Source organism: Bacillus sp. K2I17 (assembly GCF_002209985.1).
GTDB classification, from domain to species: domain Bacteria; phylum Bacillota; class Bacilli; order Bacillales; family Bacillaceae_G; genus Bacillus_A; species Bacillus_A wiedmannii.
On record NZ_NJGF01000002.1, the window covers coordinates 34,775 to 51,098 of the forward strand.

Annotated in this window: 13 protein-coding genes and 1 pseudogene; 4 read left to right on the forward strand and 10 right to left on the reverse strand. The window is 32.3% G+C overall.

Features of this window, described 5'->3' with window-relative positions; all coding sequences use genetic code 11:
• Positions 1-68 precede the first annotated feature (68 nt).
• A complete protein-coding gene (locus tag CER22_RS03610; protein ID WP_088065072.1) occupies positions 69-941 on the forward strand; it encodes a TetR/AcrR family transcriptional regulator in 873 nt (290 codons plus the stop codon).
• Between the two features lie 30 nt (positions 942-971).
• Here the strand turns inward: CER22_RS03610 and CER22_RS03615 are convergent, their stop codons facing one another.
• Both CER22_RS03615 and CER22_RS03620 read right to left on the reverse strand, forming a co-directional pair.
• A complete protein-coding gene (locus tag CER22_RS03615) occupies positions 972-1,943 on the reverse strand; it encodes a glycosyltransferase family 2 protein (RefSeq protein WP_001170707.1) in 972 nt (323 codons plus the stop codon).
• Positions 1,944-1,979: 36 nt separating this feature from the next.
• Complete coding sequence (locus CER22_RS03620) at positions 1,980-2,363, reverse strand: GtrA family protein (protein ID WP_000413281.1); 384 nt, start codon at positions 2,361-2,363, stop codon at positions 1,980-1,982.
• A 302-nt stretch (positions 2,364-2,665) separates the two neighbouring features.
• Between CER22_RS03620 and CER22_RS03625 the strand changes: the two genes are divergently transcribed.
• Complete coding sequence (locus CER22_RS03625; protein WP_088065071.1) at positions 2,666-4,105, forward strand: glycosyltransferase family 39 protein; 1,440 nt, start codon at positions 2,666-2,668, stop codon at positions 4,103-4,105.
• Between the two features lie 59 nt (positions 4,106-4,164).
• Here the strand turns inward: CER22_RS03625 and CER22_RS03630 are convergent, their stop codons facing one another.
• From CER22_RS03630 to CER22_RS03650, 5 genes are all read right to left on the reverse strand, one after another.
• Positions 4,165-5,622 carry an ArnT family glycosyltransferase gene (locus CER22_RS03630; protein ID WP_088608199.1) on the reverse strand — a complete coding sequence of 486 codons (1,458 nt, stop codon included), beginning with the start codon at positions 5,620-5,622 and terminating at the stop codon, positions 4,165-4,167.
• Between the two features lie 92 nt (positions 5,623-5,714).
• A complete protein-coding gene (locus CER22_RS03635; RefSeq protein ID WP_088608200.1) occupies positions 5,715-7,268 on the reverse strand; it encodes an ABC-F family ATP-binding cassette domain-containing protein in 1,554 nt (517 codons plus the stop codon).
• Between the two features lie 211 nt (positions 7,269-7,479).
• Positions 7,480-8,301, reverse strand: coding sequence for a glycosyltransferase family 2 protein (locus CER22_RS03640; protein ID WP_087981893.1), 822 nt, complete (start codon positions 8,299-8,301; stop codon positions 7,480-7,482).
• A gap of 28 nt (positions 8,302-8,329) precedes the next feature.
• Entirely contained in the window at positions 8,330-9,784 is a 1,455-nt protein-coding gene (locus CER22_RS03645; RefSeq protein WP_087981894.1) for an oligosaccharide flippase family protein, read from the reverse strand.
• A 490-nt stretch (positions 9,785-10,274) separates the two neighbouring features.
• Entirely contained in the window at positions 10,275-10,787 is a 513-nt protein-coding gene (locus CER22_RS03650; RefSeq protein WP_000412135.1) for an acyl-CoA thioesterase, read from the reverse strand.
• A gap of 312 nt (positions 10,788-11,099) precedes the next feature.
• Here CER22_RS03650 and CER22_RS03655 point away from each other — a divergent pair, with 312 nt between their 5' ends.
• Entirely contained in the window at positions 11,100-12,413 is a 1,314-nt protein-coding gene (locus CER22_RS03655; protein ID WP_088608201.1) for an ArnT family glycosyltransferase, read from the forward strand.
• A gap of 92 nt (positions 12,414-12,505) precedes the next feature.
• On the opposite strand, the gene CER22_RS34175 is transcribed toward CER22_RS03655, so the two are convergent.
• From CER22_RS34175 to CER22_RS03665, 3 genes and pseudogenes are all read right to left on the reverse strand, one after another.
• Positions 12,506-13,246 carry a methyl-accepting chemotaxis protein gene (locus CER22_RS34175; RefSeq protein ID WP_371399406.1) on the reverse strand — a complete coding sequence of 247 codons (741 nt, stop codon included), beginning with the start codon at positions 13,244-13,246 and terminating at the stop codon, positions 12,506-12,508.
• A 63-nt stretch (positions 13,247-13,309) separates the two neighbouring features.
• Positions 13,310-13,807: pseudogene (locus tag CER22_RS34180) on the reverse strand (protoglobin family protein); the annotation flags it as partial.
• Between the two features lie 129 nt (positions 13,808-13,936).
• A complete protein-coding gene (locus CER22_RS03665) occupies positions 13,937-14,569 on the reverse strand; it encodes a trimeric intracellular cation channel family protein (RefSeq protein WP_000924376.1) in 633 nt (210 codons plus the stop codon).
• Positions 14,570-14,840: 271 nt separating this feature from the next.
• On the opposite strand from CER22_RS03665, the gene CER22_RS03670 reads away from it, so the two are divergent.
• Complete coding sequence (locus CER22_RS03670; RefSeq protein WP_088608203.1) at positions 14,841-16,247, forward strand: O-antigen ligase family protein; 1,407 nt, start codon at positions 14,841-14,843, stop codon at positions 16,245-16,247.
• Positions 16,248-16,324: the final 77 nt, after the last annotated feature.

Consider the following 16,324-nt stretch of genomic DNA (forward strand, 5'->3'; position numbering starts at 1 on the left):
GTCAATGAAAAGGGATGGTATAATAAATTCATAATAAGATGCGAGATTAAATTTAGGAGAGACATGATATGAAAGAAAAAGAGCGCTTAATTATAGAGATGGCTATGAAGTTATTTGCGACTAAGGGTGTAAATGCGACATCAGTACAGGAAATTGTGACAGCTTGTGGCATATCTAAGGGAGCTTTCTATTTATACTTTAAATCGAAAGATGAGCTTTTATTAGCAACACTTCGATATTACTATGACAAGATTCAAAATAAAATGCTGGATATTGAAAATGAATCGTTATTGCCGCGTGAAAAATTTGCAAAGCAATTGCGTTGTCAGTTTAACGATATACAAAAGCATAAAGAATTTATTATTATGCATGCGAGGGAAAATGCTATACCTTTTAATAAAGAAGTAGAAGAGTTTATGATGAGGATGAAGTTAGAGTCTCATGCATTTTATCGGAATAGTTTATTGTCTATTTATGGTGAAAAGGTTATGCCTTATTTATTAGATTTAGTCATTATGGTAGAAGGTATATGCCGTGGATATTTAGAACTAATCATTTTACAAGCACCAGAAATTGACTTATCTTACGTTTCTGCATTTATTTTGAAAAGAGTAGATGATTTAGTAGATGGATTGGTAGAATCTTCGGAAGAACCTGTGTTACATGAAGAAAAGCTTGGGGAATTTCTTTGCAAATCAGAGCTTAGTAAGGAGCAGGTTAAGGAACACTTTTTAAAAGAAATTATTGTTTTTAAACGCACATTAGCTGATCAACTAGAAGATGAGGAATTGCTTGTTACATTAGATGTTTTGGAGGCAGAAATGAGATTGCAAAATCCAAGGATACCGGTCATTCAAGGAATGTTATCTAATTTAGAGATATATCCAAATTTAAAAGAATTTCGTTTGAGGATTATGGGGTATTACAATATAAAAAGGTAACAATGATGGTTTTCATTGTTACCTTTTTTATTATGCATTCACTTTTTCTTTTGTTTGTGTAGTCTCTTCTTGCTCAATATTGATTGTTTCTTTTACGATATAAATCGGACGGTTTTTACTCTCGTCATAAATACGAGCAATATATTGGCCAACGATTCCTAGACCAAGTAACTGAATACCGCTAAAGAATGTAATAGCAACCATAATAGATGCCCAACCTGTTTGCGTACCAGTGCCAATAATTTTTACAGTAATTGTATATAGTAAGACGATTATTGAAATAAGAACTGATAATAAGCCTAAAGTCATAACGATACGTAATGGTTTTGTTGAAAATGCAATAATGCCATCTGATGCAAATTTAATCATTTTCTTTAATGGATATTTTGTTTCACCAGCAAAGCGCTCATCGCGTTCATATTCAACATACGTTTGACGGAAGCCAACCCAAGACATCATACCGCGGATGAAGCGATTTCGTTCAGTCATTTGATTGAAAACATCAGCTACTTTGCGATCGATGATTCGGAAATCACCAGTATCTTTTGGGATATCGATATCAGACATGTAGTTTAAGAATTTATAGAAATATTTAGCTGTTAAAAGTTTAAACCAAGTTTCACCTTTACGTTGTTTACGTTTCGCATAAACAACTTCATATCCTTCTTCCCATTTTGCAATAAGTTCAGGAATAACTTCAGGTGGATCTTGTAAGTCTGCATCGATAATTACAATAGCGTCACCTTTTGCAGCAGCAATACCAGCTGTAACGGCTATTTGGTGTCCAAAATTACGTGCAAAATTAACGATTTTTGTACGGTAATCATTTGCTGCAATCTCAGATAAGATTTCCATTGTACGGTCTGTGCTACCGTCGTTTACAAAGACAAACTCGTAATTAATATCATTTTGAAGCATAACGGACTTTAAACGGTTATAACATTCCTGTGCTACTTCTTCCTCGAAGTACATAGGAACTACAACCGAAATTAATTTTTGCATGTTGTATCCTCCGTATTTTTAATAAGTTGTTCAAGTTTAATTAGTAGCCTTTTCGGTTTGGTTGAATGTCCAAATTTTATTAAGGACAAAGTTTATAACCATTCCGACACCAATTGCGAAGATCTGTGCAATTAATGCATTAAAAGTAAGTTTATCTACTAATATAAATAAACATAATGTATTAAAAGCCAATACAATTAAATTTACAGTTAGAAATTTAAAGAACATTGACGTGCTTTTATTATTAGGTTTAAACACCCAATTTTTATTCCAATAGTAGCTATTGGCAACACCAATTAAATAGGCAATGGTATTCGCAATAAGGTAGTTCATCCCGAATTTTAATAATATCCAAAAGCTAATAATTGTAATGAGTGTATTAAAGATTCCTACTAAACCAAACTTTAAGAGTTTCTCCATAATAGTATCCTCAACTTTATAAAATATATAAATAAAACAGGAATGTAAAAAGGTTGTTCGTACATAACAACTATCAATTATATCATAGTTTATGCTAATATGTTATATGTTTTGGGTAGATATCATTTTAGGATATAAAATAAATCTGTTCATAATAAAAATGATTATTTTAAATTGGTATACTAGGAAATATAAAAGCAAACATGGAAATCATGATAATATTAATGTATAGTAGCTGGTAGTGTAATTTTTTTAGGAAATATAATGTTTTCCCATATAAATATGTTAAGGAGTGAGTTTTTTTGGAACGTTTTTCTGGATTGTTTTCAACCTTTTCTACACGTGCCATATACGGCATTTATAGCTTTTTCGTTGCAATATTAATTTTTGATTATTTTTCAGATACTCAAAAATATAATTATGTAATGATATTAGTTGGAGTTTTATTATTATGTACAATTGGAAACTTTATACTTAGCAGTGGATCGCTATACCTTGAAAGAGTAAATGAAAAAATATGTTTTTTTGTACTGCTAATTATTTGTGTAGCAGTGAAAACAGCGTGGATTCTTACATATAAGATTGATCCGATTGGTGATTATGAAGCCTTTTTTAATACGGCAAAAGCATTAGGTGACAACTTTGTTATTCATGATAGATATGTTGCATTATTTCCACATATTTTTGGATATGCTTCATTCTTAAGTATCTTCCTGAAAATATTTGGGGCAAACTTTATGATTCCGCCAATTATTAATGTTGTTTTAACTACAATATCGATGGGATTAATATATTTTATAGCTAGAAGAATTGGTGGAGTGAGAACAGCGATAACAGCAAGTGTTTTATGGATTCTCTTGCCATCACAAACGATGTATAACATGTTTGCACTTTCAGAACCGTTGTATTGTACAATATTGTTATTGGCCTGGGCAATTATGATAATTGTTTATGATAAAATTGAAAATATAACGATTGCAAAGGTTCTTATGTATTCAATTCTAGTAGCTGCATTACTTGTATTAATAAATATGGCAAGACCAATTGCAGCAGTGCCAATTATAGCCCTAGCAATATGGATGTTTATTATAGATACAAAGCATATTGGGAATAAAAAGCTACTTATTAACAAGGTGGCATATGTAGGGGTTATCATTATTGGATACTTAATGATGTCTTCGGCGGTAAATCATTATGTAACATTACGTTTAGGTGAAGAGATAGCAACAGTGCCGGGATACAATATTCATGTAGGATTTAATAAGGGAGCTTCAGGAACATGGAATCCAGGAGATTCAGCATTACTATATCATTATAGTGGTCAACCAGGATGGAGTGCTCAGGACGTTCAAAAGCAAATGCTTGAAGAAGCGAAAAAGAGAATAAAAAACGATGATATAGATTTCGGGAAACTAATGTATGATAAATTTATTATCTTTTTAGGGAACGATGATCAAGCTGTTAAATATGCAGATCCAATTATGGATCATAAAGTACGATATACTATAATTTCTAATGTTTTCTATTACTTTTTACTAGCTACTTCACTGTTCGGGGCGTTAGTAGCTATAAAAAATAAAAATAAATCTTCACTTCTCATTATTTGTTTATACACGATTGGGCTAACAATGGCACAAATGATAGTAGAAGTAGCACCGAGATATCATTATTCGGCTACAATACCTATGATCTTTTTAGCTGCTTTTGGCATTAATCATATTTACAATAAAAAAAGGATATAAATAAAAAGGCATGAGCTCGGTATTGCATCGAGCTCATGCCTTTTTTATTTGGCCTTATCTTATATTTTTGTAGTCTTTCTTTTAGACATGAGACGATAAACTACATATAGTCCATAACTTTGAATGATTGTAAAGCTAGGGATGATAAAGTATCGGTATCTTGTTTGATATTCGATTAAGAAGTGAATCGTTATATAGCCAATTATTAATAATAAAAATAGTGTGTAATGTGTGTTGTTTTGCTTAGTTAGTATGAGATAAAAAGTTGCTAACGTGCCAAATAACATAGTTGTAATATATATATATTTATCGTATGTCTTAAGGTCGTCTTGCAAGGTAACCATATCATTCTCTGTGTTACTTAGTGTTGCCAGACTCCATACTGGGGCGGAATCATAATCTGCCCACATAATCGTGAATTTATCACTAAATAAAGATAAAACCTTTTGTGGATCAGCTAGTCGCTCTTGAATCAATTTCTTCTCAACGGCTTCTCGTTCTTTTCCAAGCTCAAAGGACATAACATATTCTACATCTGCTGAAGAATATCCACCTCTTGTTTCGTGATTAAGTCCTACGGTGAATTTCCAGAGAGGATCCCTGTTAGATAGCGGATATTGGGTAATTCCGGCAGATATAAATGAAGAACTTATAATGTAATGAACAAGGTAAAAAATGATGAAAATCCCAGACAATTTTTTTATAGAAGTTAAAATATCCTGTTTTGATTTTCCTAATATACCTTGTAAAAAGACATAAAGAGCTACTGCAATCAAAACTAAAGCGCCAAGTGGACGCATAATATCTCCTAAAGCTAGGGAGATCCCTATAAAAATCCACATATATTTATGGGTTAGGCCTTTTGTAATTAATAAATAAAACCCAAGATAAAATAGGAATGTGGCAATATGTTGATTCGTTAGTAATGAGCTCATTACAATGCTTGGGATATATAATGCATATAGTAATCCAGCCATTCTTCCAGACCATTCATTAAAAACATATGAAGTTATTTTGTAAATTAGCAAGGTTGTTCCTGTGCAATACATTATATTTAAAAGTTTTAGAAGGAAAGGCCCTTCACCGAATAAATTAATAATGAGGGCTTGGTACATTGTAAATCCAAGTTGATAAACCCATGAAGTATAATAGTCATCTTGTGCAAAACTAAAATCGCCTTTAGTAGCTTGAATAGCACTATTGTACATCACTGAAAAATCTGATTCGATAGGAGTTGGAACGTAGAGAACCCAAATTAATCGAACAGAAAAAGCTAAAACAATAAGTGAAACGGTAAATATAAATGTAGACATATACTTATTAGAAATATAGCCAATAAGCAAAAATAGAAGGCCTATTAGAATAATAATCGGGATGATAATAAAGGAATGTGTGTCAGTTTTTTCTTGAATTACGACTATTGATTGCCACGTTATAGCAGCAGAAATAATTAGACATAGTACTAATAAGCACTTTACAAAAAATATATTAAGCTTTAGGGGGAATGTACGTTGCATTACTAAAAACTCCTTATCATACTGTATGTTTATTTTAAAACGAAATCCCTTTACACGCTAAATAGCAGTGTAAAGGGATGTTTTTTAGGGGATTAAGAATTTTCTTGGGCCCATTTCTCTACATCCCAAGTTTTTGTTATCCACTCTTCATAAAAGTCTGGTTCGTGGCATACAAGAAGAATTGTTCCTTTGTATGCTTTCATCGCTTTTTTCAACTCTTCTTTTGCTGTAACATCAAGGTGGTTTGTTGGCTCATCAAAGAGTAGCCAGTTACTTTCTTCACCCATTAGTTTACATAAACGAACTTTTGCTTGTTCGCCACCGCTTAATTGATTCAGTGGACGAGAGATATGTTCGTTTTTTAAACCGCATTTCGCTAACATTGCACGTACTTGATGCTGGTCTAAGCTAGGGAATGTATTCCAAACATCATCAATGGGTGTTATATTATCAGCTTTTACTTCTTGCTCGAAGTATGATGGGTTTAAGAAGTCACCAAGACTTGTTTTTCCGCTTAATGGTTTAATCTTACCTAAAATCGTTTTTAACAGTGTTGACTTACCGACACCATTACATCCAACAATTGCAATTTTTTCACCACGTTCAATTGTCATTGTTAATTTCGGTAATAACGGATGTGTATATCCAATCTCTACATTTTCCCCTTCGAAGACAAATCGACTACTTGCACGACTTTCTTTAAAGGAGAACTCAGGCTTAATAGCTGTTTCAGGACGATCGATACGTTCCATGCGATCAAGTTGTTTTTGACGGCTCTTTGCACGGCCTGTTGTTGAGTAACGGGCTTTATTTTTTGCAATAAAATCTTCTTGTTTTTTGATAAACTCTCGCTGCTTTTCATAAGCATTGATATGTTGATTTTTATTGATTTCTGCCAGCTCTAAGAATTTTTCATATGTTGCTGTATAACGCGTCATTTTTGTGAATTCTAGATGGAAAATAACATCGACACATTTATTCATAAATTCCGTATCATGGGAAATTAATAGGAATGCATGTGGATATTCTTTTAAATAACTTGTTAACCAATGGATATGTTCAACGTCTAAATAGTTGGTAGGCTCATCTAATAGTAATACTTCTGGTTGCTCAAGTAGTAGCTTTGCAAGTAATACTTTTGTACGTTGTCCACCACTTAATGCCGCAACATCACGATCTAGACCAATTGCATCAATTCCAAGGCCGCGCGCTGCTTCTTCAATTTTAATATCTAATAAATAGAAGCCACCTGCTTCAAGGGCATCTTGAATTTCTGCCATTTGTTCAAGAAGTTCCTCTAATTCTTCTGGTGTAGCAGTTCCCATTTTTTCTGCAACTTCATTTAAAACTTTTTCTTTTTCAAATAAAGGTAAAAATGCATCTGCTAATACGTCACGGATCGTGCGACCAGGTGTTAAAATCGTATGTTGGTCTAAGTAACCGTAATTTGTACCAGGTGTCCATTCTACACGACCTTCGTCATGGATAAGCTGACCAGTAATTATATTCATAAATGTTGATTTACCAACACCGTTTGCTCCGACTAATCCAACGTGTTCTCCTGCGAGTAAGCGCATGGATACATCTCTAAATAATGTACGATCACCAAATGTATGGCCTAATTTTTCAACAGTTAATAAGCTCATAATGTCCTCCGTTCATTTCTAAATAGTGTCTTGAATCATGATACTAAATTCTTGGATATAATGCTATCATTTCAAAAATATATAATGTAACTGACAAGCAAGGTATGCGATTACAAAAGAATGATGGGTTGCTTTGCAAGAAATAAGCGATGCAAGAGAAATAAAAAAATAAGGTGTAACCATTTAATAAAAGTGGTTACACCTTGTTTTTTTATTTTAAATATCCACGAACAATACCGCGTAAGCGATTTGCGTGGAATTTACGCTTATCATTAGAAATGTTTTGTGTCATACGGAATGTTGCGGCAGCGACAGCACGTATGAAATAAGGGAATCCATAGTGTAAGCGAATAACCCTACCAAAACCACCAGCATAAGAAATAGCACGTTTTAATGATTGTTCATTAATAATTTCCTCTTTTACAGGATGGTATACGAACAGATCTTTTCTAAATAAACCAGTGTAATTTTGTTTCATCCCACGTAGTACAAAGTCAGTTTCTTCACCAGCTCCATAAATCGTGCCAGAACCAACACCTAAATCTTCATCAAATGTACCTACAGCTTGTACAAATTGTTTTGTGAAGAATAGTGTGAAAGAAGGCCCCATGAATCCATACTTATTATTTAAAATAATGTCTGTATTCGGTGCGTGTATTAAAGAACCTGTACCTTCAACATTTGTAGTGTTTGTCGAGATGAAATGAACATCTTTATTAGAGTTGAAAGTTTCTAATATACTCTCTAAAACATTTGTTTCATAAATACAATCATCATCTGGAAAAGCGATGAAATCACCATCTGCTACTTTTAATCCTGCATTTCGAGCTCTCGATAGCCCTTTAATAGGTGTATAAATGTAGTTAATAGAAAATTTATCTTTATATTCATCAAATAAATCAGAGATTGGCGTATCATTTTGATCTACTACGATAAGTTCAAAGTTTTTGTAAGTTTGTTGTTCAAGTGATTTTAGTAAGTCAAGAATATCATCACGTCTGCCACAAGTAGCCATGATTAAAGAAAATTTCAAGTTTAACAGCTCCTTTTAGAGATTGAGTTTAAGCTTTTTTGAATCGTGCTAATATCTTTTCAAGTAGTGAAAAGAGAATTTCATCCTTTGTTATAAAGAGGATAAGGGCATACGTTAATCCACACGTTATTATGACTAGGATAACTTGTAGTATTTGTCCAGATACGATCATATCAATAACGAATGCTATGGGGACAAATGTTAGGGAATAAAATAGATATTTAAGTTTTTGTATATCAAATAACGTATAATTCACTTTTAATTTCTTTTTCACATAAATATATTCAAATGTGATTAAGAAACAATTCGCAATTGTTGTTGTGAAAATTGCGGTTGTTGGTGTAAGTATATGGAAGAATATTAATGCAATATTGGATGCCAAGTTGATAAATCCACAAATAAATAAAAATCGCACTAAAATGCTTTCTTTCTTTTTCACATAAATAATTTGATTCGATAAAATGGACTCAATACCGACTGTAATCATATAGAAGGCGAAAACAATTAATGTATTACCAGCCTCAGCAAATTGTTGTCCACCGTAAATAACAACAGCTCCATGAGCAATGAGCATTAAACCAATTGCGGCAGGGAATAGGGTAATGAAATATACTTTTGAAATTTTATTTAGTAAAGACTCATATTCCATTTCAGACGCGTTTCCTGATAAATAAGACAGTCTTGGAACGGTTACTTGTACAACACTTAACATAAGTGTATTAATAATCATCATAATTTGAAAAGCCATTACGTAATATGCAACTTCTTCTTTTCCAACATATACCCCTAAAACAAGACGATCTAATTGAGTATATAAAATATTAGCATTTGAAAAAATCAAGACTAATAGTAACGGTTTTAAATGAGGAATAATTGTTAAGTCGGAAAAATCAAATTTCACTTGGCGTTTCACATATATAAAGCTAATAGAGTGGTTTAAAAATGTCGATAATACTAATAAACCAGCATATGTTTTGTAATCGTCAACCCCATGAATGAAAGAGAAAAGAAGTACGACATAGATTAATCGAACGATAACTGTTTTTTTAGTGATGAAGTCATAATTTTCATATGCCTCATTGAACCATTCCACATAAAACATGTTAGATATAAAATTAAAACCGAAAATAAGAAGAACAGGAAATAAACTTTCATGTCCGTATCCAATATAACTAAAGAGCACAAAGCCTGATAAAGCTAAAATACTAGTTGTGAAGTTAATTACATAGAGACTTGTAAATAACTTAGAAACTTTCTTTTTATCGTTTTTAATTAAGCTAATTTCACGTAAACCATATTGATATACACCAAATACGGCGAACACGAAGAAGTAATTGAAAAAAGTTTCAGCAATGTTAACGGTTCCGATTGAATTGGCCCCTAATGTTCGATATGCGTAAGGACCAACTAAAATTGGAAGTATAATATTAAACGTGTTGAGCAGTATTTTATAAAAAATATTTGAAGCAATTGATTTCTGCATAATTTCACCTTTCCATTAAAATAATCCAGTTTTTTCACTAGAGTTAATTCTCTCAATATAATGAAGTGTAAGGTGTTTTCTACACTGTTTACAAATCCTTAAATTGTTTGTTGACCACCCGTATAAGTGTACCCTACATAAACTTTGTAAAGCAACTGTTGATGGGATCGAACTGTATTATAAAGTGAAACTTTAATCAGTGGGGGGGTGTACATTTCCTATTGATTATCAGCACTCATCAATTGGGCGTTTACGGGCAACAGGGCTCCCGCCTAAAGTCTTTGCTACACGGTATTTTTACAGCCCGAAAATAGCGGGATAAATGAGATTTTATCAATTAGAAAAAGTTAATAGCGAACGGGTATGTATAAAAATATTACATAATATGTGTGAAAAGGAGTAATGGTTGTATGAAGGTGTGAAATTGTTTATAAAAAATGAGCGAATATGTGATAGCTATTCGCTCAAAAGATGTTTTAATGGTGAAGGCCTATATACTCCAAGGTTTACTTAAAGTTAAAACTTCAGCCATTTCTTTGCTTTTTACACGCCCTTTTTTTCTACTTTCTGCACGCTCAGAACCAGTTGTGTGTAGCCAATGTTCTTCTTCCGTTTCAGGTAGTACTTGTGGGACGGATGAAGGTTTTCCATCTTTTAATGCAACGAATGTAATGAAACATGTTGCAGCTATTCTACGTTCGCCTGCTAATAAATTCTCTGCAATTACTTTTACGAACACTTCCATCGAAGATTTTCCTGTATAACATACGAATGCTTCGTAACAAACAGAATCTGCTTGGTGAATTGGAGTTAAAAAATCAACAGAATCGATAGATGCCGTTACGCAATGTTTACGGCTATGTCTTGCAGCTGCAATTGAAGCGATACTATCAATTTCCGCTAATAATTTTCCTCCGAAAAGTGTTTGATGATTATTTAAATCATTCGGAAAAACACGTGTTGTTTTAATTGCTTTGGATTCTCGCATGAATTTCTTTTCCATATGGTCAGCCCCTATTTTCTGTTTTCAATCAGAATGACATGTATTGTAAGTGGAGTACAAAAAATTAAAAATCAATAGATATTTAATGAAGTAAAGAATTCCAGAAGAGGGTTAGTAAAACTTCTGTATTTGTATTCATGTAACTGAAAGAAAATTTATTACTATATAAAGTGTAGTGTAAAAGAGGATTCGCTTACATTGCAAGTGAAAAAATTAGGACCCTGTATTTGTCATAGAAATTCCCTATCAGCTGTGTACCTATTCATGATAGAATCGTTTTGTTATGAATGGAAATAGAGGTGCAATGGACATATGAATCATATACAAACAAATTTTTCGTCTTTTTTTAGTAAAATAATGATTGGTGCGATGCTCGCATTTTTTGTTTATAGTTGTTGGTCAGCGTTTGAAACAAGTAAACAATTTTTTGGCGACAGTACAACAAGTGTAACAATTGTATTGGTTATTTTTGTTATTCTTATGTTGTTAGTGGCATCGATTTTACAGTATCGCTTTACAGAAAAACAATTTCTTGTTTTTCTTATGAGTACATCTATAATTGTGAGACTTAGTATGGTTCTATTTGTAGACGTTCCAATAATTGGTGATATGAAAGCTATGTTTGAGTCTGCAAAGCAGATTGCAATTGGTAATAACGTAGAGAGCATAGCGCAGTTACCTTTTATTATTTATGAATCAATAATTATTCGTGTATTTGGCGATACAGTATTCGCATTGCAGTTATTTAATATTTTATTTTGCACAGGGACTGCATTTTTCATTTATCGTATTGCAGCAATGGTTTTCGGAGAAGAATGCGGCCGTATTGCGTCTGTATTTTACGCTTTATATATTCCGAATATATTTATGAGTTCCTTATTAACATCAGAATCGCTCGCAATATTTTTATTTTATTTGGCTTGCTACATACTTTTATATAAAGGTTTAGATCATCCTTATATGTGGGTACTTTCAGCAATTTTATTTGCATGCAGTAATATGATTTTCCCAATAGGATTATTTCTTCCTATTTTTATTGCTGTATATGTGTTGTTAATTGAACTCTTTCAATCAGCAATGAAGCAAAAAGTACTATTAAAGATGATAGGGATACTTATTCTATTTTATAGTGCTCATTTTGGTGTGAGTTATGGAATTCAGACAATGGGAATGTCACAATATACAATTTCAAATGAGACGTATGTTCAATCTGTTTTAATTGGAAAAAGTAAAAATGAGGAAAAAATAACAAAGAATCAAAACGTAACAGAGCATATTGATCAAAAGCTAAAAGAGATTGAAGAAGAAAGATTTAAACTTTTAAAGCCAGTAATTAATCAATTCTCAGGTGAGGGAATACATTCTATTCTATTTAAATGTGAAAAACTTATATATATAGCGGTAACATTATTTATGTCGATAGCTTTATTACACTTTCTTATTAAGAAACAACAAAACGAAGGATATATGTTGTTCGTTTTGTTAATTGGCGGATACGTATTGTTAAGGCTCTTCCAAGTAGATATGGCATATTACAATCTTATTGTGCCAGCCTTGTTTATTTTGCAAAGCTTTGGTGTTTATATGAGTTATGTTTATTGTCAAAAAATATTCTTCAGAAAATAAAAAGAATCCAGTTTGGATTCTTTTTTTATGGATGGAAGATGAGGACTAAGAGTCAGCAGAGATGAAGAATCTCTACTGACATAAGCTTCACCCTATCTATTCAGTTCTAGTTGTAAACTATCAGCTGTTAGAGCCATTTTTGAGGAATCGTCTTGAATTCCTTTCATTACTTGTGAAATGGTTTCTAACTCATTTTCAATTTTTTTATTCTGTTCTTTCGAGTTAGACATGTCTTTTACAATTTCTTGGAAGTATTGATCTGTTGCAGACATACTATCCGTTCCTTCAGATACGAGGGAGCTAATTTGTTTCACTGAAGAAGAGACACGAACAATTTGTTCATTTGTTTTTTCAACGAGCTTTGTAACGTTGAATATAGATTCTTTCGTTTGCTCTGATAACTTGCGAATTTCTCCAGCTACAACAGAAAAGCCTTTGCCAAATTCCCCAGCACGTGCAGATTCAATAGCAGCATTTAGTGCGAGCAAATTTGTTTGCTCTGCAATTGATTTTACAATGTCTATAATCTCGTTAATTTTGTTAGAAATATCGAGAAGTTCATGAGTATCTGTAATAATCGTTTCCATGTTTGTTTGAATGTATTCCATTCGTTTATTCTGTTGATTTAATTGTTCTTTCCCTTTATTCGCTTTTTCTTCTGATGTTGTAGCTAATGATGTACCTGTTTTGGCAATTTCTACAATAGTTTCAGATTTAGCGGTTAACTGTTGAATAGAAGCACTCGTTTTTTCAGATACAGATGCTAGTTCTGTTGCAATATGCGTAATGGTCATAGCTGTTATTTCTTTTTCTTTTTCATGTTCTTTTTGCATTCTTTCATATTCAGATTCATAAGCCGCAATAACGAGCTCTTGTTCAAGGGTGAATAATTTATTTATTACGTTTATAGAATAAGAAAAATCGTCAATTGTTGTAATTTTTGTTTGCAAAATCTTCATGATAGAGCGGAATAATTCTTGATAAGCGGCAGTATACCATTTTCTATGTAAACCAATTTGTACATGTCTTTTGGCAATTTTAACACGTTGTTCAATAAAATCTTCGTGCATATCTCCGCTGAATAATTCCTTTATATGTGTTTTTAAAGTTTGCTTTAGTTTTGGAATAGAGCTATAACGTTCAATAATAGTAGTTAAATTAGGCTGCTTTGTAATATTGGCATAGAATTTTTCCGTAATCCAATCAATTTCTTCATAAATAAAGGGCTGTAGTACCTTTACGATTTGTAAATCTTCTTTTGAAATATGTAGCATATCCATTTGAATTTTCAGTTCAGAATTAGTAGGCACGTTAAAAGTGATTTTTTGATCCTTACTTAATTCAAGTATACTGGCGTTTGTTTTATTTGTATGTTTTTTAAAAAACCGAAGCATCGTTCTTCCCCCTGTGTATAAAGCGTTTTCATTTTTGGTTCTAATATAATTATATATTTTTATATACAATTACTCTATATTAGTGTGTAGAATAGTATATAAATTAAGAGAATTCTGTGTAGAATTCTCTTAATGGCCTTTATTAATTTTAGCATGTGTTTTAAAGAAAACAGGGAAATGTACATTATATATTACAGTGACAACACGAATAATAAATGTTACTAATAAACAAACATAGAAAGCTAGTACGTGTGCCCCCATTGCATATGTGATTAGGAAACTAATTGCTCCTAAAATAGAAGCGATTGCGTAAATCTCTTTTCGGAATACGTAGGGGATATCTTGAGCGCAAATGTCACGCAAAATACCGCCTCCAATACCTGTAATGACTCCCATTGAAACAACTAAAAATGAGGCGTCAACATGATGTGACATTGCTGCATTTGCACCAATAGCTGTAAAAACACCTAAGCCAACAGCATCAGAAAGCATAATAACGACTTGCAGTTTATTGATACGCTCAAAAAACATACAAGTAAATAATGCTGATAATACGCTTACGAAAAAGTAAATGGGTTTAACAAATGCGACAGGAGGCAGGTTACCGATCATAATATCACGAATAATACCGCCGCCGAGCGCTGTAGCTACAGCTAAACAAAGGACACCGAATAAATCTAAATCTTTTTTTAAACCAACTAATGTACCGGAAATAGCAGCGGCGATAATGCCAAGAAACGTAAATATGTCGATTAATAACATTGCTGTAATCCCTTCCTCCTAAAGATGTTCCAGAGAAAAAATATACACTAAAGTTATGTAAATAACAACGCATTTTCTTTACATGTAGAAAAAAAGAAAAAATGAGGAAAGAAAGCGCTTGAAAATGCAAATATGCTTTTTTCTATAAGGTAAGGCTGGGGAGAAATGTGAGGCGTTTAATTAAAAAATATATGTTATAATAAATATTTGAGATAAGAAAAAAATATTAACAGTATAGATTGAAATTAGGTAATAGTTATGGAGGTTCTAGATGTTAAGCGAAAATAGTAAAAGTAATAAATTTGAAAATTTTCTATTAATCTTTATTTTGTTGCAACCAATTTTAGATTTGCTCACGGCATTCTGTATAATGGTTTTAAAAATTGATACGACCATTGGAGTTATTACACGCTTATTCGTTATGTTCCTAAGCGGGATATATATTTTAATTCAAACGAAGAAACAAGGAAATATAAAATATATATTGTATATAATCTTAGTAGGAATAGTCTTCACCATCGGATTGGTAAATAACAAGCTTACAAAAGATCCTATGGTACTTACAGAGGAAATTAAGTTTATAGCAAAAGCATTATATCCGTTTGTTATGCTTACTTGTTATGTATTTGTATTTAAGTCTTTAAAAGAGAAAAGCCATTCAAATTCAAAAATGCGTGACTATGTTACGTATGCATCGCTAATTATAGGAGTAGTCATGCTAGCTTCGATTACTACTGGAACAGATTATAATAGTTATGAATGGGTAAAGTTAGGATCACGCGGTTGGTTTTATGCAGGTAACGAGCTAGGATCTATTTTAGCCATCATGTGTCCAATTGTTATTTTGTATTCAATTGAAAGAACAAAAAGTATAGGTAAAGCGTACTATTGGATTCCTTCAATTTTAGTTGTTTATTCACTATTTGCAATTGGGACAAAGGTTGGCGTAGGAGCAATCTTTGGATCAATGGCTATCGCAGTTGTTATGTGCTTTATTCAGGCATTTACACAGCGTAAAGATGGAAAGAAACATGCCTATTTATTAAATGGTTTTCTTGCAATAACTGTATTTGTAGGCATATTGGCATATACACCTTTTTCACCGTTTATGAAAAATATGGGATTCCATTTCCAATTAATTGAACAAGAACAGAGTGCGAAAAAGGAAGAGAAAAAGAAGGAGGAAGCTAAAGAGCACAAACCTCCTGTGACAGAGCAAGAAAAAGAGAAAGAAAAAGCAAAAGAAAAAGTAGCGGAGAAGAAAGAAGAAACGCAAGCTCTTATTTTTAGTGGGCGTCAATTATTTGAACAGATGTATAAAGATTTCTATAATGAAGCCCCAATGTCTCAAAAATTATTAGGAATGGGTTATGCTGGTAACTATAAAGAACAGCCGAAATTAATTGAACGTGACTTCCACGATTGGTTCTATTCTTTCGGAATCATAGGGTTCATTTTACTTGTAATTCCATTCTTATACTTTGGTATTAAATTTATTGCATGTATATTTACTAAATTTAAACAAATATTCACAGTGAAATATGCAATGATGATTGCAGCAATACTTCTCGGATTAGGTATCTCATTCATGGCTGGTCATATTTTAATTGCACCTGGAGTGAGTTTCTACTTAGTAATAATCATGGCATATTTAATAGTTGACTTGGAAATTGAATGATAGAAAAATAAAAGCTAGCATATGTTAGCTTTTATTTTGTTATAGTAAATAAAAAGAAAAAATGGGGGATGTAAGAA

Excerpts from the sequence above, each read along its gene's own strand:
- CER22_RS03645 (WP_087981894.1), bottom strand. The coding sequence starts at position 9,784 with ATGCAGAAATCAATTGCTTCAAATATTTTTTATAAAATACTGCTCAAC.
- CER22_RS03615 (WP_001170707.1), bottom strand. The coding sequence starts at position 1,943 with ATGCAAAAATTAATTTCGGTTGTAGTTCCTATGTACTTCGAGGAAGAA.
- CER22_RS03655 (WP_088608201.1), top strand. The coding sequence starts at position 11,100 with ATGAATCATATACAAACAAATTTTTCGTCTTTTTTTAGTAAAATAATG.
- CER22_RS03635 (WP_088608200.1), bottom strand. The coding sequence starts at position 7,268 with ATGAGCTTATTAACTGTTGAAAAATTAGGCCATACATTTGGTGATCGT.
- CER22_RS03650 (WP_000412135.1), bottom strand. The coding sequence starts at position 10,787 with ATGGAAAAGAAATTCATGCGAGAATCCAAAGCAATTAAAACAACACGT.
- CER22_RS03610 (WP_088065072.1), top strand. The coding sequence starts at position 69 with ATGAAAGAAAAAGAGCGCTTAATTATAGAGATGGCTATGAAGTTATTT.
- CER22_RS03620 (WP_000413281.1), bottom strand. The coding sequence starts at position 2,363 with ATGGAGAAACTCTTAAAGTTTGGTTTAGTAGGAATCTTTAATACACTC.
- CER22_RS03630 (WP_088608199.1), bottom strand. The coding sequence starts at position 5,622 with ATGCAACGTACATTCCCCCTAAAGCTTAATATATTTTTTGTAAAGTGC.
- CER22_RS34175 (WP_371399406.1), bottom strand. The coding sequence starts at position 13,246 with ATGCAAAAAGAACATGAAAAAGAAAAAGAAATAACAGCTATGACCATT.
- CER22_RS03665 (WP_000924376.1), bottom strand. The coding sequence starts at position 14,569 with ATGTTATTAATCGACATATTTACGTTTCTTGGCATTATCGCCGCTGCT.
- CER22_RS03670 (WP_088608203.1), top strand. The coding sequence starts at position 14,841 with ATGTTAAGCGAAAATAGTAAAAGTAATAAATTTGAAAATTTTCTATTA.